Annotated in this window: 11 protein-coding genes and 1 pseudogene (1 of these 12 only partly in view); 6 read left to right on the forward strand and 6 right to left on the reverse strand. The window is 73.0% G+C overall.

Translation table 11 applies throughout. The features are described 5' to 3' along the window. The 5 genes and pseudogenes from BLV72_RS52380 to BLV72_RS44135 all read right to left on the reverse strand — a co-directional run. Positions 1-14,190 (reverse strand): annotated as a pseudogene (locus tag BLV72_RS52380) (non-ribosomal peptide synthetase); it reaches 4,441 nt to the left of the window's first position. 135 nt (positions 14,191-14,325) lie between these two features. Next, positions 14,326-14,721: a hypothetical protein gene (locus BLV72_RS50815; protein WP_244321310.1), complete on the reverse strand. Its 396-nt coding sequence runs from the start codon at positions 14,719-14,721 to the stop codon at positions 14,326-14,328. Continuing rightward, positions 14,667-15,683: a serine hydrolase domain-containing protein gene (locus tag BLV72_RS44125; protein ID WP_244321311.1), complete on the reverse strand. Its 1,017-nt coding sequence runs from the start codon at positions 15,681-15,683 to the stop codon at positions 14,667-14,669. The genes BLV72_RS50815 and BLV72_RS44125 overlap by 55 nt, the downstream gene beginning before the upstream one ends. Before the next feature lie 49 nt (positions 15,684-15,732). Next, positions 15,733-16,932, reverse strand: a complete 1,200-nt coding sequence (locus tag BLV72_RS44130; protein WP_093469528.1) for a copper amine oxidase — start codon at positions 16,930-16,932, stop codon at positions 15,733-15,735. Positions 16,933-16,946: 14 nt separating this feature from the next. Continuing rightward, positions 16,947-17,699, reverse strand: a complete 753-nt coding sequence (locus BLV72_RS44135; RefSeq protein ID WP_093469530.1) for a hypothetical protein — start codon at positions 17,697-17,699, stop codon at positions 16,947-16,949. A 379-nt stretch (positions 17,700-18,078) separates the two neighbouring features. On the opposite strand from BLV72_RS44135, the gene BLV72_RS47585 reads away from it, so the two are divergent. After that, on the forward strand, positions 18,079-18,492 hold the full coding sequence (locus tag BLV72_RS47585; protein ID WP_143059873.1) for a helix-hairpin-helix domain-containing protein: 414 nt from the start codon (positions 18,079-18,081) through the stop codon (positions 18,490-18,492). Beyond that, a complete protein-coding gene (locus BLV72_RS44140) occupies positions 18,489-18,803 on the forward strand; it encodes a hypothetical protein (protein ID WP_093469531.1) in 315 nt (104 codons plus the stop codon). The genes BLV72_RS47585 and BLV72_RS44140 overlap by 4 nt, the downstream gene beginning before the upstream one ends. Positions 18,804-18,819: 16 nt before the next feature. Here BLV72_RS44140 and BLV72_RS44145 read toward each other — a convergent pair whose 3' ends face one another. Further along, positions 18,820-19,557, reverse strand: a complete 738-nt coding sequence (locus tag BLV72_RS44145) for an SDR family oxidoreductase (RefSeq protein WP_093470890.1) — start codon at positions 19,555-19,557, stop codon at positions 18,820-18,822. Positions 19,558-19,704: 147 nt separating this feature from the next. Between BLV72_RS44145 and BLV72_RS44150 the strand changes: the two genes are divergently transcribed. From BLV72_RS44150 to BLV72_RS44165, 4 genes are all read left to right on the forward strand, one after another. Then, positions 19,705-20,283 carry a TetR/AcrR family transcriptional regulator gene (locus BLV72_RS44150; RefSeq protein ID WP_093469533.1) on the forward strand — a complete coding sequence of 193 codons (579 nt, stop codon included), beginning with the start codon at positions 19,705-19,707 and terminating at the stop codon, positions 20,281-20,283. A gap of 83 nt (positions 20,284-20,366) precedes the next feature. Next, positions 20,367-20,957 (forward strand): helix-turn-helix domain-containing protein, encoded by a 591-nt coding sequence (locus BLV72_RS44155; RefSeq protein WP_093469534.1) that lies wholly within the window; start codon positions 20,367-20,369, stop codon positions 20,955-20,957. A 130-nt stretch (positions 20,958-21,087) separates the two neighbouring features. Beyond that, positions 21,088-22,455: an NAD(P)/FAD-dependent oxidoreductase gene (locus tag BLV72_RS44160; RefSeq protein WP_244321312.1), complete on the forward strand. Its 1,368-nt coding sequence runs from the start codon at positions 21,088-21,090 to the stop codon at positions 22,453-22,455. Between the two features lie 2 nt (positions 22,456-22,457). Then, positions 22,458-23,774 (forward strand): MFS transporter, encoded by a 1,317-nt coding sequence (locus BLV72_RS44165; protein ID WP_093469537.1) that lies wholly within the window; start codon positions 22,458-22,460, stop codon positions 23,772-23,774. The last annotated feature ends 30 nt before the right edge of the window (positions 23,775-23,804 follow it).

A 23,804-nucleotide genomic window follows, 5' to 3' on the forward strand; every position in this document is an offset into this window, starting at 1 on the left:
AGCTCGGCCGAGACCGACTGCGTGAAGTGACCCGCCGTGCCGGACAGTTGCTCGAAGAGCCAGTGCTGGATCGGCGTCAGCGGCACCTCCCCGACGACCGGGTCCTGTTCGTGAGCGGGCGCCGTGGCCGGGGCCTCCCGCGCGGCGGTGGCCAGCTCCGCCACGGTCTGGTGGACGAAGAGGTGGCGCGGGGTCAGCTCGATACCGGCCCGCCGGGCGGCGGAGACGATTTGGATGCTGAGGATGGAATCGCCGCCGAGGGTGAAGTAGTTGTCCTCCACGCCGATGCGCTCCACCCCGAGGACCTCCGCCCAGATGGCGGCGAGGGCCTTCTCGGTCTCCGTGCGCGGCTCGACGTGGCCGGTGGCGCGGGCCGCCCAGACGGGTGCGGGCAGCGCACGCCGGTCCAGCTTGCCGCTGGACCCCAGCGGCAGCCGGTCCAGGACGACCAGGGCCGAGGGGACCATATGGTCCGGCAGGCTCGTGACGAGGAAGGCGCGGATCGCGGCGGTGTCCACCGGCGGGGCGCCGGGGACCTGGACCACATAGCCGGCCAGACGCTTGTGACCGCCGGTGTCGACGACGGTCGCGGCCGCCTCGGCGATATCGGGGTGACGCGCCAGCGCGGCCTCGACCTCGCCCAGTTCGATCCGGAAGCCGCGCACCTTGACCTGGTCGTCCGTTCTGCCGAGGTATTCCAGCTGCCCCCGCTCGTCCCAGCGGACCAGGTCGCCGGTGCGGTACATCCGGCCGCCCGCGGGGCCGAACGGATCGGCCGTGAACCGCTGCGCGGTCAGCCCCGGCCGACCGAAGTACCCCCGGGCCAGGCCCGGCCCCGCCAGGTACAGCTCGCCCGGCACACCGACCGGCACCGGCCGCAGCCGCGCGTCCAGGGCGTACGCCCGGGTGGCGGCGACCGGGGCGCCGATGGGCGGGGTGCGGTCGGGATCGGCGGGGTCGCAGGTCCAGGCGGTGGCGTAGACGGTCGCCTCGGTGGGCCCGTAGATGTTCGCCACCCGGCAGCCGGGGATGGCCGCGCGGACCTCCTGGACGGTGCGGGCGGCGAGCCCCTCGCCCGCCAGCACCACCGTGCCGGCCGTCACCGAGACCGACCCCTTGCCGAGCACCTGCCCGAGCGCCGAGGGCACGGCGCTGATCAGGCTCGCCGTCCAGGCTTCCGTCCCCTCGGCCAGGGTGAGCAGATCGCGGACGATCTCGACGGCGCCGCCGGCCAGCAGCGGGCAGAGGATCTCGAAGACCGACACATCGAAGTTGAGGGAGGTCGAGGCCACCACATGGGAGAGCCCTGGGCGCCGAACTCCTCCCGCGCCCACGCGGCCAGCGCGGCCACGCTCGCATGGGTGACCACCACGCCCTTGGGCGTACCGGTCGACCCCGAGGTGTGGATGGCGTACGCCGGATGGCCGGGGTCCAGCGGGCAGCGCCGCTCGGCATCGTCGATGTCCCGCGCGGGCAGCTCGGCCGGCCGCCGGCCGCACTCCACGTCGTCCAGCAGGATCCGGCCGCCCACCCCGGCGGGGATGCGGTCGGCCACGTCCCCGGTGGTCACCACCGTGTCCGGGGCGATGTCGCCGAGCATGAAGGCGATGCGCTCCGCCGGATACGCCGGGTCGACCGGCAGATAGGCCGCCCCGCTCTTGAGCACCGCCAGCACGGCCACCACCAGCTCCGGGGTGCGCGGCAGCGCGAGGGCCACAAACCGTTCCGGCCCGGCGCCCGAGGCGATCAGCCGCCGGGCGAGCCGGTTGGCGCGCTCGTTCAGCTCCCGGTAGGTCAGCCGTCCGCCGTCGCCCAGCACCGCCACCGCGTCCGGGGTACGGGCCGCCTGTGCCTCGAAGAGCGCGGGCAGCACCGCGTGCGGCGCGGCTGTGACGGGGCCGCTGAAGCGGTCGAGGATCCCGCGCGTCTCGCCCTCGCCGATCAGCGGCAGGTCGTCCAGCCGACGCTCCGGATCGGCCGCCATCTCCTCCAGCAGTGTGCGCAGATACGCGCCCAGCCGCTCGATCGTCGGGGCGTCGAAGGCGGCGGGGTCGTAGTCGAGCGAGATCGACAGGCGCTCCTCGGGCGCCACCACGACACTGAGCGCGAAGTTGGTGGGCTCCACATCCCGCTCCTGCCGGATGCCCAGGCCATGAGCTGTGATGGCCTCGCTGTCGAACGGGTAGTTCTCGAAGACCACGATGGAGTCGAAGAGGCTCACCCCGCCGGGCACCTCGCTCCAGCTCCCCAGCTGGGCCAGGGACACGGACTCGAAGAGCCGGGCCTCCGACTGCGCCGACTGCAGCTCCCGCAGCCAGTCCAGCAGCCTGCTCCGCCCGCCACCCGGACCCGGGTGGGGATGGTGTTGATGAATACCCCGACCATGGACTCGACCCCCGGCAGCGCGGCCGGCCGCCCCGAGACGGTGGTGCCGAAGCACAGGTCCTCGGACCCGCTGTACCGGGACAGCAGCAGCGCCCAGGCACCCTGCACCACCGTGTTCATGGTCAGCCCGCCCCGCTGTGCCGTCGTACGGAGCAGGGCGGACTCCTCGGCGCCGAGGGTGACCCGGTGCGAGTCCGACGAGGCGGTGCGGTGCGCCTCAGACGGGGGTCGGTCGCGGGGCAGTTCGGTGGGTGAGGCGAACCCCGCCAGCGCCGTACGCCAGTATCGCTCGGCCTCCGCCGTGTCCTGCTCGCCGAGCCAGTCCAGGTACGCGCGGAACGGCCGGCGGGCGGGCACCACGGGCGTCCGGCCCGCGGTGAGCGCCGCGTACCGCTCGCAGACCTCGTCGAAGACCTGCGCCGCGCTCCAGCCGTCGAGCAGCACATGGTGGAACGTCCAGACGATCCGGACCTCGTCGGCGGACAGCCGGATCAGCGCCAGCCGCATCAGCGGCGCCGTGGCCAGGTCGATCCCCTCCGCCCGGTCCTCGGCGAGCATGCGGAGCAACTCGGCCTCGCGCCACTCCCCGGGCCGCTCCGTCCAGTCGTGGTGGACGATCCGGAGCGTCGCCCCGCGCGTCACGACCTGCAGCGGCTCCGGGGTTTCGGCCCACACCAGATGGGTGCGCAGGATCGGATTGGCGTCCACCGTGCGCCGCCACGCGGTGGCCAGCGCCTGCGGATCACGCGCCCCGGTCAGCGTCAGCTGGACCTGGTTGACATAGGTGTCCGACGCCGGATCCATCAGCCCGTGGAAGAGCATCCCGGCCTGCGTCGGGGTCAGCGGATAGATGTCCTCGACCGCCCGGCCGTCGCCGGCGATCCGGTCCACCGCGGCCTGGTCCAGCCGGGCCAGCGGGAAGTCGGACGGGGTCCGGCCGCCCGCCGCGGGGTCGGCGCAGTGGCCGATGATCTCCTCCAGCGCGTGGAGCATCCCCCGCGCCAGCCCGGCCACCGTCTCCTCGGTGTGCGTCCCCGAGCCGTAGTACCAGGTGATCTCCAGGCACCGGCGCTCCACCCGGCCCACGACGTCCAGCAGATGGGCGCGGACCGTGTCGGGCGCGGCGTCACCGCCCAGACCGTCCCGTACGGTGCGGACGAGACCGGAGTCCTCGCTGTCCTCGGCCGTGGCCGACCAGTCGAACTGGCCGAGGTAGTTGAAGCTGATGCCGGGCTCCGCCGCGCCCCGGAGCCCCGAGGCGGGGTCGAGATGGCGCAGCGCGCCGTAGCCGATTCCGTGTGCCGGGACGGCCCGCAGCTGCTCCTTGACGGATTTGAGCGTCTCGCCCCAGCCGCCCTCGGCGAGGTCCAGGGCGACCGGATACAGGCTGGTGAACCAGCCGACGGTGCGGGACAGGTCCACCCCGTCCAGCAGATGCTCCTCCCGGCCGTGGCCCTCCAGGTCCACCGCGATCCGGCGCCGTCCGGTCCAGTCGCCGAGCACCCGGCCCAGCGCCGCGAGCAGCACATCGTCCACGCGGGTGCGATAGACCTCGGGAACCTGCCGCAGCAGCGCGTCGGTGCGCTCCCGGTCCAGCCGGACGGTGACCTGGGCCATGGACGCCACCGTGTTGTCGCCCTCGCCGTCCACGGGCAGCCCGGCGGCGCACTCCGCGGACACCGCCCGCCAGTGGGGGAGTTCGGCGTCGAATCCGCCGGTGGCGGTGTGCTCGGTCAGCTTGTGGGACCAGTCCCGCACGGAGGTGGTGCGCGGGCCGAGGTCGGCCCGCCCGCCCGTGAGCAGTTGCTGGTACGCGGTGTTCAGATCCTCCAGCAGCACCCGCCAGGAGACACCGTCGACCACGAGGTGGTGGGCGGTCAGGAAGAGCGTCGGCCGCTGCCCGTCTCCGTGCTGGAACAGCCGCGCGGCCAGCAGCGGGCCCCGGGCCAGCTCGAATCCGGCCTGTGCCTCCGCCATCGCCGCGTCCTCGGCGGCCCGCCGCTCCGGCGTGCCGAGCCCCGACAGGTCGTCCTCCCGTAAGAGCGCCGGGCCCGTCAGCTCCGGCGGCGGGCAGTACTGCCGGGGGCCTCCATCGGCCTCGGGCTCGAACCGCGTCCGCAGCGCGTCATGGTGGACCAGCAGCGCGTCGAGCGCCGCGCGCAGTGCGCGCAGGTCCGGATCCCGCTGGAGTTCGACGACCACGGACTGGTTGAAGTGGCCGGGCCGGGCGGTCCGCATACCGAAGAACCAGTGCTGGATCGGGGTGAGCGGCATCTCACCGGTCACCGGCCCGGTGTCGGCGGCGGTCGTCACGGTCGGGGTGGCGACGGTGGCGAGCGAGGCGATCGTGGGGTGCCGGAACAGCTCCCGGGGGGTGAGGGCCAGCCCCGCCTGCCGGGCGCGGGAGGCCACCTGGATGCTGAGGATCGAATCCCCGCCCAGATGGAAGAAGTTGTCCTCGGCGCCGACCCGCTCCCGGCCCAGCAGGGTGCCCCAGATCTCGGCGAGGGTCCGCTCGGTGTCGGTACGGGGCGCCACATAGCCTGCCGCCCCGGCCGCGTCCGGGTCGGGCGCGGGCAGCCTGCGGCGGTCCACCTTGCCGTTGCGGGTCAGCGGCAGCGCGTCGAGGGTGACGAAGGCCGAGGGCACCATGTAGTCGGGCAGCAGGCCGCCCAGGAAGGACCGCAGCTCCCCGGCGCGGGGCACCTCGGCCCCGTGGACCGGCACCGCATAGCCGGTCAGCAGCGTGCGGTCGCCCACGCGGGCGAGCGCGACGACCGCCTGTGCCACGGCCTCGTGGCGGGCCAGCGCGGCCTCGATCTCGCCCGGCTCGATGCGGAAGCCCCGGACCTTCAGCTGGTCGTCGGCGCGGCCCTGGAAGCGGAGTTCACCGTCGTCGGTCCAGGCCACGATGTCCCCGGTGCGGTACATCCGGGAGCCGGCCGGTCCGAACGGGTCGGCCACATACCGCTCGGCGGTGGCGCCGGGACGGCCGTGGTAGCCGCGGGCCACCCCGGCGCCCGCGATGTACAACTCCCCGGGAATGCCCGGGGGTTGCGGTTGGAGGGCGCCATCGAGGACGTACGTCCGGGTGTTGTCCAGTGGCCGCCCGATGGGCAGCGAGCGCGCAAGCGCCTCCCCGGCGCCAAAGGGGCGCCGGGTGGCGAAGGTCGTGGTCTCGGTGGGCCCGTAGCCGTCCACCACCGTCAGCTCCGGGCAGGCCGCGAGCACCCGGCGCACCGCCCCGGGGGGCACCGCCTCACCGCCGGTCCACACCTCCCGGGCGCCGCGCAGCGCCTCCGGCGCCTCCTGGGCCAGCAGCCGGAAGAGCCCGGCGGTCAGCCACAGGCAGCTCACCCCGTGCTCCGCGATCGCCCGGCGCACGGTGTCCGCGTCCACGTCCCCGGCGGGCGCCAGCACGGCCCGTCCGCCGCGCAGCAGCGGCACCCACAGCTCGTACGTCGAGGCGTCGAACGCCTGGGGCGAGTGCACCAGCACCCGGTCGTGGCCCGCGAAGGCGCGGTCCGCGACGAGGGCGGTCACATCGCGGTGGCGCACCGCGACCCCCTTGGGCCGCCCGGTGGAGCCCGAAGTGAACATCAGATACAGGGCGTTGTCGGGCGAGAGCGCCACGCCCGGCGGCCCTGAGGGGCCGTCGTCGCCGGGCTCCACCACCAGGGTCCGCCCGGCGGCCGAGATGTCCGCCGCCGTGCGCTCCCAGGCGCGGTCGGTCAGCAGCAGCTCCGCCCCCGCCTCCGCCAGCACGCTCCGCAGCCGGTCCCCGGGGGCGCGGGTGTCCAGCGGTACGTACACCCCGCCCGCCTTGACGACGGCCAGCAGCGCCACCACCAGCTCCACCGACCGGTCCATCAGGACGGCCACCGGACGCTCCGGGCCGATGCCGTGGCCGATGAGCCGGTGGGCCAGCCGGTTGGCGCGGGCATCCAGCTCCCGGTAGCTCACCGGACCCGCCTCGCCGTCCAGGGCCGTCGCGTCCGGCGCGCACCGCACCCGGTCGGCGAAGAGCCCGGCCACCGTGGACTCGGGCAGCGGGACCGCGGTGTCGTTCCATTCCCGCAGCACCTGGTGGCGCCGCACGGAAGTGAGCATCGGAAGGCGCGCGGGCGCCCGGTCCGGGCCGTCGGCCATGGCCGTCAGCAGCACTGTCAGATACTCCGCCAGCCGCCGGGCGGTGGCCTTATCGAACAGCGCCGGGTCGTAGCCGAGCCGCAGCGCCAGCTCAGCGCCGGGGTAGACCACCAGGGACAGCGGGTAGTTGGTGGTCTCCACACCGTCCAGCTCGCGCAGGGCGAGGCCGTGGGCGGCGGCGAGGTCGTCGCCGAGCGGATAGTTCTCGAAGACCACGATGGAGTCGAAGAGGTTCACCCGCTCGGGCAGACCGGTCCAGGACCGCAGCCGGGTGAGCGGTACGAAGTCGAACCGCCGGTCCTCGGTCTGCCCGGCCTGCACCTCGCCCAGCCAGGACAGCAGAGTGGAGCCGGCCGGCACCGTGAGGCGGGTCGGCACGGTCGTGATGAACAGCCCGTTCATCGTCTCCACGCCCGGCAGCTCCGGCGGCCGTCCGGACACCGTGGTCCCGAAGACGACGTCCTCGCGCCCGGACTGCCGGGCCAGCAGCAGCGCCCAGGCGCCCTGCACCACGGTGTTCAGGGTGAGCCCCTCGCCCCGGGCCAGCTCCTGAAGGCGGCCGGTGGTGGCGGCGGGCAGGGTGAGCCGGATGTCCTCGGTGGACTCGGCGTGATGGGTCTCGGTGGGCTCCCGGTCGTACGGCAGCGGGGTGGACTCCGTGAGGTCGCCGAGCCGGGCCCGCCAGTGCTCCTCGGCCAGGGCCCCGTCGCGCTCCCGCAGCCACGCCACATAGTCGCTGAACGGGCGGCGGCCGGGCAGACCGGTGGCCAGGGCCGCGCCGGACGCCCCGTCACGCGCCCGCGCATGGCAGTGGAAGACATCGGAGAGCACCTGGAAGAGGCTCCAGCCGTCCAGGATCAGATGGTGGAACGTCCACACCACCTGGACCTCGGTGGCCGACAGCCGGGCCAGCGCCAGCCGCGTCAGCGGGGCGGCGGCCAGGTCGAGACCGCGCTCCCGGTCCTCGGCGAGGAAACCGCGCAGCTCCTCCCCGCGCTCGTCCGGCCCGGACAGCCGACGCCAGTCGAGCAGGGTGACCGGCATCCGCACCCCGCGCTCCACCACCTGGACCGGCTCCGGCACCCCCTCCCACACCACGCGGGCGCGCAACACCTGCGTACGGTCGGCGACCTGCTGCCAGGCCGCGGCCAGCGCCGCCGGATCGGGCACCCCGTCGAGGACGAAGCTCAGCTGCTGGAAGTAGGCGCGCCGGTCGTCCTGGGCCAGGCTGTGGAACAGCATGCCCGCCTGGGTGGGGGTGAGCGGGTAGATGTCCTCCACCGTGCCGCCGTTCCCGGCCAGCCGGTCCACGGCCGGCTGATCGAGGGCGGCCAGAGGGAAGTCGGACGGGGTGCGGCCGCCCGCGCCTGGCGCGCTGCCGTGCCGGGCGATCTCGCACAGCGCCTCGCGGAACTCCCCGGCGAGCCGGGCGACCGTCTCCTCCCGGTGCAGATGCGCGGAGTAGAACCAGGTGAACTCCAGGTCGTCCCCCCAGGCCCGGCCCACCACCTCCAGCGGATGCGGGCGCGGCGAGGCCGGGTCGGCGTCCAGGGCCAGCTCCCGGTGGAGACCGCGGAAGAGCCCGTCGCCCCCGTCCGGCGCCTCGAACCGGCCGAGGTAGTTGAAGCTGATCCCGGCCGTGGGGCCGTCCGGAAGGCCCTCGCCATCGAGCAGATGGCGCCGCACGCCGTAGCCCAGACCACGCCGTGGCACGGCCCGCATCTGCTCCTTGACCGACTTGAGGACCGCGCCCCAGCCGCCGTCCGGAAGGTCGAGCGCCACCGGGAAGCGGGTGGTGAACCAGCCGACCGTACGGGACAGATCCAGGTCCGCGAAGAGCTCCTCGCGGCCGTGGCCCTCCACGTCCACCGGCACCCGGGCGCGCCCGGTCCAGCGGTGCAGCACCCGGGCCAGCGCGCTCAGCAGCACATCGTTGACCTGCGTCCGGTAGACCTCGGGCAGCGTCTGGAGCAGTGCGGCGGTCTCCTTGGGGCCGATCCGGAAGGTGACCGACCGGGTCGAGGCATAGGTGTTCGGCCCCTGAAGGTCCATCGGCAGCGAGGGGTCACAGGCCCCCGCCAGGCCGGTCCAGTACGCCTCCTCGTCGGCGAACCCGCCCTCGGCCGCATGGGCGGTGAGCCGCAGCGCCCAGCGGCGCAGCGGGGAGGACTTCGCGGGAAGCCCGGGTCCCTCGTCCCGGGCCGCCCGCCGGTAGGCGCTGTCGAGATCCTCCAGGAGGACCCGCCAGGACACTCCGTCCACGACCGCGTGGTGGACGGTGAGATGGAGGACCGGGCGCGGCCCGGCGTCCCGGTCGAGCACCGCGCGCAGCAGCGGCTCCCCGGCCAGGTCGAAGCGGCCCAGATGCGCGCCGCCGCTGGTCGCCAGCGGTACGCGGACCGCCGCCGCGTCCTCGATCCGTTGGTGCCAGCCGTCGTCCCTGCGGTGGAAGCGGGAACGCAGGGCGTCATGGTGTGCCACCAGCGCGTCCACGGCGTGCCGCAGCGCGTCCTCGTCCACGTCCTCGGGCAGCACCAGGGAGATGGTCTGGTTGAAGTGGCCGGCCCGCTCGGGGTCGGTGGTGAACAGCCAGTGCTGAATGGGGGTCAGCGGCAGCTCCCCGGTGGCCGTCTCGTCCCCGTCGGAGCCGGGCGGCCCGGCCGGAGCCGTGGTGGTGTCCAGATGCAGGGCCAGCGCGGCGACCGTCTGGTGGCGGTGGACATCGCGCGAGGTGACGGCGAGCCCGGCCTGCCGTGCCCGGGAGACCAACTGGATGCTGAGGATCGAATCGCCGCCGAGGGAGAAGAAGTTGTCCTCGACCCCCACGCGCTCCACCCGCAGGACCCGGGCCCAGACCGCCGCCAGGGTCCGCTCGGTGGCGGTGCGGGGCGCCACATAGCCCGGTGCCGCGGCCTCGGCCCAATCCGGCTCGGGGAGCCGGCCGCGGTCCAGCTTGCCGTTGGGGCTCAGGGGCATCCGCTCCAGGACGACGACCGAGGCGGGCACCATGTAGTCGGGCAGCGAACGCCGCAGGAACCGCCGCAGCCCCGCCGGGTCCGGTGCGGCGCCCGCGGCGGCCACCACATAGGCGATCAGCCGGGTATGACCGTCCGCCTCCCGGGCGACCGCGGCCGCCTCGGCGATGTCGGGGTGGCGCAGCAGCGCCGTCTCCACCTCGCCCCGCTCGATCCGGAAGCCGCGGATCTTCACCTGGTCATCGGCCCGGCCCAGGTACTCCAGCCGGCCCTCGCCGTTCCAGCGGACCAGGTCACCGGTGCGGTACATCCGGCTGCCGGGCCGCCCGAAGGGGTCCGCGAGAAAGCGGTGGGCGGTCAGCCCGGGCCGCCTCAGATAGCCCCGGGCCAGGCCCTGCCCGCCCAGATACAGCTCACCGGTCACCCCGGGCGGCACCAGCCGGAGCGTCGGGTCCAGGACATAGGCGCGAGTGCCCGCGACCGGACGGCCGATCGGCGGGGCCTGCGATGGTGCCTGGCCGTCGCAGAACCAGGCGGTGGCGTACACCGTGGCCTCGGTCGGCCCGTACAGATTGGCGATCCGGCAGGACGGCATGGCCTCCCGGATGTCCCGTACGGTCTGGGCGGGCAGCGCCTCGCCCGCCAGCACGACGGTCCGGGCCCGGGCCGTCGGGGGCTCCTCGCCCAGAAGCCGGGAGAACACCGAGGGCACCCCGCTGAGCAGCCCCTGCGCCCGCGGCCGCCCGCCCGGATCGGTGAGTGCGAGCAGATCCCGCACCACCTCCACGCTGCCCCCGGCCAGCAGCGGGCAGAGGAGCTCGAAGACCGACACATCGAAGTTGAGCGAGGTCGAGGCCACCACATCGGTCAGCCGCTCACGGCCCAGCTCCGCCTCGGCCCAGGCCGCGAGCCCCGCCACGCCGCGGTGGGTGGCCACCACGCCCTTGGGCCGGCCGGTCGATCCGGAGGTGTAGATGACATACGCGGGATGGGCCGGGTCCAGCGGACGGATCCGCTCCCCGTCGGTGATGTCGCCGTCGGCGAGCCCGTCCCACTCGGCGCGGACCGCCGGGTCGTCCAGCACCAGCGGTTCGGCGTCCGCGGGCAGACAGCCGGCCGTCCCGGTGGTGGTGAGGACGGTCGGGGGTGCGGCGTCCTCCAGCATGAACGCGATGCGCTCGGCCGGATAGCCGGGGTCCACCGGCAGATATCCGGCGCCTGCTTTGAGCACCGCCAGCAGGACGACGACGAGCTCGGCCGAGCGCGGCAGGGCGAGGGCCACCAGCCGCTCGGGACCGGCGCCCCGGGCGATGAGCAGCCGCGCCAGCCGGTTGGCGCGCCGGTTCACCTCGTCGTAGGAGAGGCTGGTGTTCTGGCAGGTCACGGCGGTGGCGGTCGGACGCTGTGCCACCTGGGCGGCGAAGAGATCGGGCAGCGTGGCCTCGATGGCGGTCTGCTCCGGCCCGTTCCAGGCGTCGAGCATCGCATGCCACTCGGCGTCGGCGAGCATCCGCAGCTCTACCAGGGTGGCGCCCGGATCGGCCACCATGGCGGTCAGCAGCCGGTGCAGATGCCCGGCCATCCGCTCGATCGTGGCCGTGTCGAACAGATCGGAGTTGAACTCGACGGTCAGCCCCAGCGAGCCGTCGTCGCGGGGCAGGAACTCCAGCACCAGATCGAATCGCGCGGCCGGGCGCGGCAGGGAGTGCTCGCCGATCCGCACGCCCCCCGCCTCCTGGGCGGGCACCATGGCGCTCTGTTGCACCACCAGCGCCTGCACCAGCGGATTGCGGCTGGGGTCGCGGCGCGGGGCCAGTTCCTCGACGACCCGCTCGAACGGCAGCCGGTCATGGCCGAAGGCGTCCAGCACCGTCTCGCGCATCGCGTCCAGGAACCGCTCGACCGTGCTGTCCCCGTCGACATCGGCGCGCAGCACCAGGGTGTTGACGAAGAATCCGGCGACCGACTCCAGCTCCTTGCGGTGGCGTCCGGCGGTGACGGTGCCGAAGGCGATGTCCCGCTGGCCCGAGTAGCGGGAGAACAGCACCGCGACGGCGGACGCGAGCAGGGTGAACAGCGTGGTGTCCCGCTCCCTGCCGAGCCGGGTCAGCCCGGCCACCAGCTCGGCGGGCAGCTCACGGCGGTGCACCGCGCCCGCCGTGGTGCGCACCGGCGGGCGCGGGCGGTCGGTGGGCAGCTCCAGCGTCTGCGTCCCGGCCAGCCGGCCCCGCCAGTACTCCAGATCGGCGTCCTCCCGGGCGGTGGCGGGACGGCCGCGCTCCCACACCGCGAAGTCCGGGTACTGCAGGGCGGGTTCGGGGAGCTCGGCGTCGGTTCCGGACACCTCGGCGGCGTAGAGCGCGGCCAGCTCGCGCACCAGTACCCCGACCGACCAGCCGTCGGTGACGATGTGATGCTGCGCCAGCAGCAGGATGTGCTCCTGGTCGGTGAGCCGGATCAGCAGCGCCCTGGTCAGCGGCCCCTGCCGCAGGTCGTAGGGGCGGTTCAGCTCGCCGGTCAGGGTGCGGTCGAGCGCCTCGGCGCGCTCCCGCGGCGGATGGCCGCCGAGGTCGACCCGGTCCAGCGGAACGGTCCCGTGCGCGGCCACCTGCTGCACCCCGTGCCCGTCCACGGTGGCGAAGGTGGTGCGCAGGGCGTCATGGCGGGCGGCGAGCCGGTCCAGCGCCCGGCGCAGCGCGGCCACCTCCAGCGGGCCGTCGAGCCGCAGCCCGGCCCCGGTGTTGTACTCGGTGCCGCCGGAGGTCAGATCGTCCAGGAACCACAGTCGCCGCTGGGCGGAGGACAGCGGCAGCGGACGGTCGCGCGGCGCGGGCGGGATCGGCTCCTCGGGCGCGCCGGGCGCGTCGGCGGCCCCGGCGGGCAGTCGGCCGGCCAGCCGCGCCACCGTCCTGGCGTCGAGCAGGTCGCGCAGCGAGAGCTCCACGCCCAGTTCGGCCCGGACGCGGGTCAGCAGCCGCACTCCGAGGATGGAGTCGCCGCCCAGGCCCAGGAAGTCGTCCTCCACGCCCACCGTGTCCACCGGCAGCACCTCGGACCAGATGCGGGCCAGGGCCTCCTCGGCGGGGGTGCGCGGGGCGACCTGGCGGGAGTGGCCGTCCGGCGCGGAGCGCGGGGCGGGGAGCGCCTGCCGGTCGATCTTGCGGTGCGGGGTGAGGGGGAACGCGTCCAGCACCACGTAGGCGGACGGCACCATATGCGCCGGCAGCACCCGGGCCGCCGCGGCGCGCACCTCCGCGGCCTTCGGCGTGCTCCCGCCGCCGGGCGGCACCACATAGGCGACCAGCCGCTTCTGGCCGGGCTCGTCCTCCCGTACGGTGACCACGGCCGTGCCCACCTGGGGGTGGCGGGCCAACGCGGCCTCCACCTCGCCCAGTTCGATGCGGAAGCCGCGTACCTTGACCTGGTGGTCGGCCCGGCCGAGGAATTCCAGTTCCCCGTCGGCGTTCCAGCGGACCAGATCGCCGGTGCGGTACATCCGGGAGCCGGGCGGGCCGAAGGGGCAGGCGGTGAAGCGCTCGGCGGTCAGCCCCGGCCGGTCGAGGTAGCCGCGGGCCAGGCCCGCGCCGCTGACGCAGAGCTCTCCCGTGGCGCCGACCGGCACCTGTCGCGCCGCCTCGTCCAGCACGAACACCCGGGTGTTGGGAAGCGGACGGCCGATCGGCGGGGCGCCGGAGCCCGCCGCCAGGGCGTCCGTCCAGGTGGCCACGACCGTGGCCTCCGTCGGGCCGTAGGAGTTGACCAGCCGCCGCCCGGGCGCCCACAGGTCCACCAGATCGGCGGGGCAGACCTCCGCGCCCACGATCAGGGTGCGGAAGTCGGGCAGTCCGTCGTGGAGTTCCTCCGGGGGTACGGTCGCGAGCGCCGCCGGGGGGATCAGGGCATGGGTCACCCGCTTCTCCCGCAGCACCGCGGCCAGCTCGGCGCCCAGCAGGGGCCCCTCCGGGGGCACCACCAGCGCCGCCCCGGCGAGCAGGGAGGAGCACAGCTCCAGGACGGAGGCGTCGAAGCTCGGCGAGGAGAACTGCAGCACCCGGTCGCCCGGCCGGACCCGGTAGTGGGCCGTCGTCGCGGCCGAGAAGTTCCCCAGACCGGCGTGCGGCACCAGCACGCCCTTGGGCACGCCCGTGGAGCCGGAGGTGTAGATGACATACGCGGGATGCTCGGGGAGCAGCGGGCCGAGCAGCTCCGCCCGCCCGGGCGCGCGATCGGGGCCCGGCCCGGCCGCCACCTCCCGGATCCGCGCCGGGTCGTCGAGCACGGCCACCGGCCGGGCGTCGGCCAGCATCATGGCCCGGCGCTCCTCGGGATGCGCCGGATCGATCGGGAGGTACGCGCCGCCGGCCTTCGCCACCGCCAGCTCGGCCACCACCAGTTCGGCCGAGCGGGGCAGGACCAGGGCCACCACCCGCTCCGGCCCCACACCCTGCCCGATGAGGTGGTGGGACAGCCGGTTCGCCCAGCGCTCGACGTCGCCGAACGACCACTCGCGGTCCTCCGCCACCAGGGCCGGCGCCGTGGGGGTCCGCCTCGCCCATATGGCGAAGAGCTCGCCGAGCGGCGCACGGGAGACGGCGCGGTCCGTGGCGTTCCACGCCGCCGGAGGCAGGTCCGGGACATCCTGGGGTGCGGACACCGATGAGGTCGCGTAGTGGTCCGTCATGGCGGGGTGTGGCCCTTCGGAGCGGTTGAACGGGCGGATGGGTGACGGTTCGGGCCGTGCCGGCGCCGAGCCGTGGCGCCCGCGCCCGGCCGGGGGAGATATGGGGAGACGGCCGTGCGGGTGGGCGGTGGGGCCTCAGACCAGGGCGCTCTTACGGGCCATCCGGCCCGAGAGCTGGATCCGGTCGACGGCGCCGGTCCGCGGATCGCGGACGAAGCGCCCGCCGGGGATCCGGCGTCCGGAGGAGGGGTCCACCAGATCGCAGGTGAGGTCCTCATGGCAGACCAGTGGCGCGGGGAGGTCGCCGTCCACGGACAGAGCGAGGCCACCGCCGTCGCCGATGGTCACCTGGTACTCGATGTCGCCGTTGAGATAGATCCCGGTGCACTGCGAGGTCACGGGCATGGGGGTGGCCAGGCGCCGCGGGGTGGGGCCGGCGGGCACCCGGACGCCGGTGACCTCGCCGAGGACATCGGTCAGTTCGTTCCACAGCTCGGTGCCGCCGCCCGCGTTGGCGGTGAAGCCGACCACCACCCCCGTGGCGGGATCGGCCCGCAGCGAGCAGGAAGTGCCCTGGGCGTTGCCGTCGTGCCCGAACCACAGCGTCTCGCCGTGCCGGAAGAGCGCCCATCCCAGGCCCCAGCCGTCGGCCAGCACACCGGGGTCGGCGCCGGGCACGGGGCGGCGCATCTCCTCCGCGAGCTCATGGGGCGGCCCCCCCGCGGGCCGTCGCCGAGATGGGCCCGGCCCAGCGCCACCAGATCGAGCGCACTGGCCCGCAGCGCACCGGCCGCGGCCTCGGCGGGGGCGAGGTTCTGCCGCACCGGTCTCGTCCTGCCCGTGGCCGTGTTGGCCGAGTGGCCGCGCGCGGTGGGCCGGTGCGGGGTGGCGGCGGTGCCGATGAAGGACGGCACGGTGCCCAGCGGATCGAGCAGCACCGACCGCATGGCCTCCTGCCAGCTCATCCCGGTGACCGTCTCGATCAGCCGGCCCGCCGCGACATAGCCCGCGTTGGAGTAGGAGAAGTCCGTGCCCGGGGGCATCACCAGGCTGCGGTCGGTGCAGTGGTCCAGCAGATAGCGTGCGGCCGTCACCGAGGCCACCTGGTCCGAGTCGGGCCCGGACGGCAGCCCCGCGGTGTGGCTGAGCACCTGGCGCACCGTGCACGGCGGACCCGCCCGCCGCAGCTCCGGCACATGCTCGCCGAGCGGGTCGTCCAACTCCACGTCGCCGTCCGCCACCAGGAGCGCCACCAGGGTCGCGGTGTACGCCTTGGTGACGGAGCCGATGGGCACGGCCGCTTCCGCGGTGAACGGCTCGCCGGTCTCCGCGTCCAGGACGCCGGTCTCCACGGCGAGCGTCATCCCGTCGCCGTGCACGGCGAGTTGGGCGCCGGGCACCTGATGAGCGCGGGCCAGGGCGGTCAGGCGGTCCTCGAGGACGCGGCGTATCTTCGACCGCTCGACGGACGGTGCCGGGGTCGGACGTAACACGGTGCACTCCTTGCCGGGGGACGGAACGGGATGGGCGACAGGGGCCTGGTCATGGCAGCCGGCTCGTGGCCGTGACATCCCGGGGCACGATCGTGAAGCCCTGCCAGTGGGTGGGCATCGGGTCCTGGTCCTCGTCCCTGGGCACATGGTGGAAGTCGACGCTGACCCAGGCGACCGGGTCGGTGAGCTTCTCGCCGCCGGTGTACTTGTCGACCGAGGTGGCGCAGTCCGGGGCGGTGTTGCCGTAGGCCAGCCGCTCGCACTCCCGGTACTGCGTGAAGTACATGTCGTGGTGGGTGAATTCCTCGGTCTCGTGCGGGCCCCGGTACTGATCGCTGTGGTGGTTGTCGATCTCCCAGGACTTGGCGTGGCCGTCGGAGTTCTCGGCCGTGGGGTTCACCACCCGCCAGAATCGGGTGGGCGCGAGGTCCGCCGCGGTCTCACGGGAGAGCACGGTGCGCTTGGTGGTGCGCTCGGCCGTACCGCTGCCCAGGTAGTCGTACTGCTCCACGGTGTTCGCCGACTGACCGTCGACGTCGAAGTCCAGCCGCCAGAAGATGTTGTGCGAGTGGTTCTCGCTGAACCGGGTGGAGCCCACCCCGGTCGGCCAGCCGCTGCTCGCGTCGGAGAACTGGAACGGCGAGAGGCTCCCGGTGGCGCCCGAGCGGGGGGTGATGGAACCGTCGTCCGAGAAGCGCCATTCGGTGATGTAGTCGTACCAGCCGATCTCCGAGACCGAGAAGACGACCAGGTCGGTGCCGTGCAGAACACCCTTCTCCACCGCGCTCTTGTAGGCGAACGGCCGGGGCTGTTCCTCGGTGCACAGCACGGGGGTGTCCTGGAAGTCGTGCAGCCGCCCGTCGGGGCAGTCCTTGGCGCTGAGCCGGGTGAGTGTGCCCTGCTCCAGATCTCCGAAGCCGATCGCGGAGACGTCGTAGAAGCGCGGCTGACCGCTGTCGTAGGGCACATGCACCTCGGCGAGCGAGGCGCTCTTGAGCACACGGGTGGGGGCACCGCGGTTCGGGGTGTAGATCACATCGCTGAGCACCGCACCGGTGTTGCGGTCGATGTCCCAGCACATCTGCCACCGGGCACCGTTCTTCAGGGTGGCGTCGATGCGATCCGCGGCGGGGCAGGACGGGGCCGCCGAGGCCCTCGCGGGGGCGGCGGACGCCGGGCCCGGCACCCACAGGGCCAGCAATCCCACCGCGGCGACCAGCACACGGGCACGCCGAAACAGACTGGACACGGAAAGAGCTCCCCTCACAGGCCGATGACGGCGGCGCGCCTGGCCGACAGATCGATGACGATCCGGCTGGTGTCGATCCACTTGCCACCGGGCAGGCGCACGAAGAGCTGCACACACCGGTGCTCACCGCACCGGGACACCTTCCGCGCGCCGTCCACCCCCTTGGCGCGGGAGCCGAGGAACGACATGCTCTGGAGGCGCAGTTGGGAGGGCGAGGTCAGCCGCTTCCCGGTCTGCGTGGTGTAGGAGTCGCGCATCCCCGGGCCGAGTCGGCGGTCGGCCAGGACGATCTTCACCGCCTCACGGGCCTCGGTCAGGGTGGGAGGCGGCTGGACGCCGTGCTGACGCGCGGAGTCGAGGACCTTCTTGGAGCGCAGATCGACCAGCCGGGTGATGAGGGTGTCCGAGGCGTAGTCGTAGAGCTGGACCTCGGCCCGGCTGTCCGGGGCGGAGGAGGCCGACTTGGCCCGGGGCGGACGGCGGGTGTCCAGCGGCTCGGCGCCGGAACCGCCCGCGGCGTTCCGCTCCCCGCCCGCGGTGTCCTTCTTCGCGTCCTTGCCGCCGCGCGCGGGCGCGGTCCCGGGGCGGGTGGCGGCGTCGACGGCGATGCGGGACGCCTCGCGCGATTCCCCGGGCGTCAGCCGGCCGGAGTGCGCGGCGACGACGGCCGCGGGCTCCGGGGCATCGGACGCGGGCGATCCGGCCGTCTGGAGGGCGGCGATCCCGCCGCCGGCCAGCACCGCCGTCAGACCCAGCGCCGCGGACACGCGCCATCGCCGGTGACGGCGCCCCCTCGTATCGTGCGCGCCCCTGTCAGTGGCGTTGTCTCTCATCACCCAGCCGTTTCCGTTGTCGGTCAGGAGAACCCGGTGGGGCTCGCGGTGACAGCACTCGGCCGGATCCCGGATTGTCGCTGGTGCGTTCCCCGTCCGCACCGACGGGATTCAAGCCGCTGACGACGGCTCGCGCGGCCCCCCGGACACTTCGCTGTTCACTGATGGCTCACGCTTTCACCACTCCGGGCGGCGTAACAGTCGCATTTGTCATCAAGCGGCTGTGAGAAACGCACGTCTCGATGGGTGGCCGAACGGCCGCAAAACGATGACGGGGAAGGCCCGTTGGAAGCCGCTCTGCCATCATGCTCACATGAGCCATTCGATCACCATTCGATGTGACATCTGTGGCGCCACTCATTCCTCCTCCGCGGCCGACAGCATCGGTGCGCTTCGCGAGGCCATCGTCAAAATGAGCTGGTCCAGGGCGCGATGGGATGACCGGGTGATCGATATGTGCGGTGGCTGCGGCGTCCGGGAAAAGGCGCCGAGCGAGTCCGGACGACGCTGCGGTTCCTGCGAGGGCGGCGAACTCTTCGATGCCCTTGGACACGACAGAATCGGACATCGTTTGGCCAATGCATTACTCAGGGCTGGTATCGATAATCTCGAACTACTCTCCAGTTTCTCCGCCCGCCAGCTTCGCGATCTGGAAGGCATCGGCGCCGTGAGCGCACACCACGCACTCAATCGTCTGCACGCCGCACCGAGCGAAAGGCCATCGTGAGGGAATATCCCACCGGAACGTCCGCGCGGCCCCCTCTGTACAACGGCCGGCGCCACCAGGTGCTGTGGGTGGCGGGTGTGGTGTTCTCCGCCGGGCTGCTGGCGCCGCTGCTCTTCCTCGGCGCCGCCCGTAAGGGGATCGTGCCGCGCCCCGTACCCGCCGGGTACGCGGTGGCCATCTATCCGATCGCGCTCGGACGCCAGTGGTTACCCGACCCGGGCAACTGGATCTCATGGACACTGGTGGCCGTGGTGCTCACCGCGGCCGTCCATGCCGCGCTGCTGGACACCGGCCGCAGGCCCGGCGGTTGACCGTCGGGCGCGGGGCTCAGCTCTGTGCGGTGGGGCGCACCACGATCTCGCCGACGTCGACACCGGACGGCTGCTCGATGGCGAACGCGATGGCGCGGGCGATGGCGTTCGGCGGCATCGCGATCTTGGCCATGGAGTCCTGGATCTGGCTCTTCGCGTCCGGGTCCGTGATGGAGTGCGCGAGCTCCGTCTCGGTGAACCCCGGCGAGATGGTGGTCACCCGCAGCGCCTCGCCCGCCTCCTGGCGCAGCCCCTCGGAGATGGCGCGTACGGCGTTCTTGGTCCCGGCGTAGACCGACATCTTCGGAACGATGACCAGCCCGGCGGTGGAGAGGGTGTGGACGAAATGCCCGAAGCCCTGCTCACGGAAGACGGGCAGGGCCTCGGCGATGCCGTAGAGCACGCCCTTGATGTTGACGTCGACCATCTCCTCCCAGTCCTCGACACGCAGATCGTCGAGGGCGGAGATCGGGCTGATACCGGCGTTGCTGACCAGCACATCGAGCTTTCCATACCGCTCACGTGCCGTCGCGACCAGACGGGACAGATCCTCGCGGCGCTTCACATCGGTGACGACGGGGACGGCTTCGCCGCCCGCCTCGGTGATCCGGGCCGCCAGCGCCTCGATGCGGTCCGACCGCCGCGCGGCGAGGACGACCTTGGCGCCGCGCTCGGCCAGCAGTAGCGCGGTGGCCTCGCCGATGCCGCTGCTCGCGCCCGTAATGGCGATGACCTTGCCTTCGATACCGGACATCATGGGGAGTCCTTCCAGGGGGATTGCAGGAAAAAGGGGGGAGGCGGCGATGGCCTACAGTAGGAAGCGGAGCCGCCTCCGCTTCACTCGGTACAGACTAAGTGGATGCGCCTCCACTTAGCAACATGGGAATGAGGAGAGTCGCCGATGGCCAGGGATCCAGGGCGTCCGCTGCGGGCCGACGCGCAGCGCAACCGGGAGAAGATCCTCTCCGCCGCGGTGCGGGTGTTCGCCGAGGAAGGGCTGGACGCCCACCTCGAGCGCATCGCCAAGGAGGCGGGTGTGGGCACCGGCACCCTCTACCGGAACTTTCCGACCCGCGAGCTGCTGATCGAGGCCGCCTACCGCAATGAGCTGGCCCGGCTCTGCGACGCCGCCCCCGAGCTGCTGGCGGCCCTGCCCCCGCGCGAGGCCATGCGCGCGTGGCTGGGCCGCTTCATGGACTACGCCAACGCCAAGCTGGGCATGGCGGACGCGCTGCGGGGCGTCGTCGCGTCGGGCGTCAATCCGTACGCCCAGAGCCACGAGCTGATCCAGGACGCCCTCTCGCGGCTGATGGACGCCGCCGTCACGGCCGGCGTGATCCGGTCCGACATCAGCGCGACCGACATGTTCGCCGCTCTCACCGGCATCGCCCTCGCCTCGGGGAAGCCCGAACAGCGCGAGCAGGCCGACCGCCTCCTGGATCTCACCCTGGACGGACTGAGCGCCGGACTCCGCCAGTAGCGCCGGACCCCGCCAGTAAAGATTTCTGAGTTTTCAGTTCAGACTCTTGTGCCAGGTGCTCAGCGCTCTTAGCGTGTCCGGCCATGGAGAACGAACACCCCACGGACCGGGCCGCCGGTACCGGCGACGAGTCCGTAGGCGACCGGCTGCGCGCGCTGCGCAAGGCACGCCGGCTGACGCTGCGGACCGTCGCCGAGGCCGCCGCGATCAGTGAGGGCTATCTGAGCCAGATAGAGCGCGGGCAGGCCAACCCCAGCATCGCCACCCTCCAGCAGGTCGCCGCCGCGCTCGGCCTGAAAGTGGCCGACCTGTTCGGCGACGACTTCACCAGCGGCCCGAGCGTGCTGCGCGCCGAGGAGGCGCCCCGGCTCGCCCTCGGGGTGCTCGGCGGGCGCAAGTTCCGGCTGACCCCGGGGCCGCAGCACCATCTCGAGGTGTTCCTGGGGGAGTTCGACGCCCATGGCTCCACGGGGGAGACCCTCTACAGCCACGGCGACTCGGAGGAGTTCCTGTATGTGCTCGAGGGCACGGTCTCACTCCAGCTCGGCGACCGCTCCTTCACCCTCGGGGCCGGTGACAGCATCCGCTACTCCTCCGCCGTACCGCACCGGCTGAGCGAGACGGCCGCGGCGGCCGCCCGGGTGCTGTGGGTGATCAGCCCACCCAGCTACTGACCCGCACCCCTGGGTCCACGCTCCTCGGTCCGCCCATCTCGACCCACTCTCCTCGATCCGCGACGAAACCGGGGCCATCCCCAGGCCGCCCGACCAGCGGCCGTACGACCACGATTGGCTGAGTGCCGCAGTGCTGAACGGAAATGTGTCCTTCTGGTACCGCCAGACCGGTTTCCCCGAACGGCGTCCGCCCCTCGACGGCGACCTCGCCACCGATGTGTGCGTCGTGGGCGCGGGCTTCACCGGGCTGTGGACCGCGTACTACCTCAAGCAGGCCGCCCCCGACCTCGACATCACCGTCGTGGACCGGGAGTTCGCCGGATTCGGCGCCTCGGGACGGAACGCCGGCTGGCTCAGCTGCAAGATCGCCGGGTCGGCCGGGACCTATGCGAGGAAGCGCGGACGCGAGGCCGTCATCGCCCTGCAGCGGGAGATGATCCACACCGTGGACGAGGTGATCTCGGTGGCCCGTACCGAGGGCATCGAGGCCGACATCGTCAAGAGCGGCTATCTCACCGTCGCCCACGGCGCGGCCCAACTGCCCCGGCTGCGCACCGCATACGACCAGCTGCGGCACTGGGGCGCACAGGACCTGGAGTGGCTGAGCGCACCCCGGGTCGCCGAGCGGCTGCGCCTGGACGGGGCGCTGGGCGGCTACCACAATCCGCACTGCGCCCGGGTCCACCCGGCCAAGCTGGTGCAGGGCCTGGCCCGCGCGGTCGAGGCGCGGGGCGTACGGATCCTGGAGTCCACCCCCGTCACCGCCATCGCCCCCGGCCGGGTCAGCACCCCGTTCGGCACCATCGGCGCGGGCCGGATCGTCCGCGCCACCGAGGGCTTCACCAGCGGCATCGAAGGCGAACGCCGCACCTGGCTGCCGATGAACTCCTCGATGATCGTCACCGAGCCGCTCCCCGACGAGCTGTGGAAGCGGCTCGGCTGGGAGGGGCAGGAACTCCTCAGCGACGCCACCCACGCCTACACCTACGGACAGCGCACCGCGGACGGCCGCATCGCCATCGGCGGCCGCGGGGTGCCCTACAAGTTCGGCTCCCGCACCGACCGGGCCGGACAGACCAGCGCGGACACCGTGCGCGCCCTGCGGCGGATCCTCACCGGCCTCTTCCCGGACACCGCCGAGGCCGCCATCGACCACACCTGGTCGGGGGTGCTGGCCGTGCCCCGCGACTGGTGCGCCTCGATCGACTACGACCCGGCCAGCGGTCTCGGCTCCGCCGGCGGATACGTCGGCCATGGCGTGGCCGCCACCAACCTCGCCGGACGCACCCTGTCCGATCTGCTGCTCGGCCGTTCCACCGAGCTGACCGCGCTGCCCTGGGTCGGCCACCGCACCCGTCGATGGGAGCCCGAACCGTTCCGGTGGATCGGAGTGCACAGCATGTACGCCGCGTACCGCGCCGCCGACCGCTCCGAGTCCTCCGGCCGCACCACCACCTCGCCCATCGCCCGTCTCGCCGACCGCATCTCTGGACGCTGACCATGAGCAAGCCCACCGCCACCGCCGCGGCCACGGACCGCGCCCCGGCCACCGACCGCGAGCGGACCGCCCGCAAGGCGGGTCTCGCCTCGTTCATCGGCACCACCGTCGAGTGGTACGACTTCTACATCTACTCCACCGCGTCCGCGCTCGTCCTCGGCAAGATCTTCTTCGGCGGCGGCGGTGACACCACCGGCGCGCTGGAGGCATTCGGCAGCCTGTGGCTCGGATTCCTCGCCCGGCCGATCGGCGGCATCGTCTTCGGCCACCTCGGCGACCGGATCGGCCGGAAGAAGACCCTGGTCACCACGTTGCTCATGATGGGCATCGCCACCACCTTGATCGGGCTGCTCCCCGGCTACGACGCGGTCGGCGTCGCCGCGCCCATCGCGCTGGTGCTGCTGCGCATGGTGCAGGGCATCGCGGTCGGCGGCGAATGGGGCGGCGCCGTCCTCATCGCCAGCGAACACGCGCCCAAGGGGAAGGCGCTGTCGTTCGGCGCCTTCGCCCAGCAGGGGTCACCGGCCGGATCGATCCTGGCCACCGGGATGTTCGCGCTGCTCACCCAGCTTCCGGACGACGACTTCGACGCCTGGGGCTGGCGCGTTCCGTTCCTCTTCTCCGCCGTGATGGTGGTCATCGGCCTCGTGGTGCGGCTCAAGGTCGAGGAGTCCCCGGAGTTCGCCCGGCTGCGGGATGAGAAGCGGGTCGCGAAGGTCCCCCTGCGGGAGCTGGTCACCCGCCACCCCGGAACCCTCGCCCTCGGCGTGCTCGCCAGCTCCATCGGCATCGCCGCCACCTACTTCATCACCACCTTCGTCCTGTCCTGGTCCACCGGCAGCCTCGGCATGGATCGCTCCACCATGCTGAACGTGCTGCTCGTCTACAGCGTCATCCAGTTCTTCACCCAGCCCCTCGGGGTGCTGCTGGCCGACCGCTTCGGCCCGCGCCGCACCGTGGCGGCCCTGCTGAGCCTCAACTTCGCTCTGGTGCCCGTGATGTACGCCTGTGTCTCGACGACCCAGCCGGTCATCGTGGCGCTCGGCATCTGTCTGCTGGGCATCACCGGCGCGATGAACTACGCGATCCTGGCGGGACTGCTCGCCGCCGCCTTCCCGATCTCCGTGCGCTACACCGGTATCTCCCTCTCCTACCAGCTGTGTTCGGCGCTCATCGGTGGTACGGCACCCCTGGTCGGCGAGTGGCTGCTGCGCTCGACCGGCGGCTCGATCGTGCCGGTCGTGATCTACCAGATGGCGCTGGTGGCGGTGTCCCTCGTCTGCTCCCTGGCGCTGCTGAAACGCTCACGAGAGGCGTAGCCACGGCCGGGCGGCCCGGCTGGGGCGGGG

It is taken from the genome of Streptomyces melanosporofaciens, assembly GCF_900105695.1.
GTDB classification, from domain to species: domain Bacteria; phylum Actinomycetota; class Actinomycetes; order Streptomycetales; family Streptomycetaceae; genus Streptomyces; species Streptomyces antimycoticus.

What these genes read in the sequence shown, in the direction of transcription:
- BLV72_RS47585 (WP_143059873.1), top strand. Translation starts at nt 18,079, where the DNA reads ATGAGCCATTCGATCACCATTCGATGTGACATCTGTGGCGCCACTCAT.
- BLV72_RS44145 (WP_093470890.1), bottom strand. Translation starts at nt 19,557, where the DNA reads ATGTCCGGTATCGAAGGCAAGGTCATCGCCATTACGGGCGCGAGCAGC.
- BLV72_RS44150 (WP_093469533.1), top strand. Translation starts at nt 19,705, where the DNA reads ATGGCCAGGGATCCAGGGCGTCCGCTGCGGGCCGACGCGCAGCGCAAC.
- BLV72_RS44155 (WP_093469534.1), top strand. Translation starts at nt 20,367, where the DNA reads ATGGAGAACGAACACCCCACGGACCGGGCCGCCGGTACCGGCGACGAG.
- BLV72_RS44165 (WP_093469537.1), top strand. Translation starts at nt 22,458, where the DNA reads ATGAGCAAGCCCACCGCCACCGCCGCGGCCACGGACCGCGCCCCGGCC.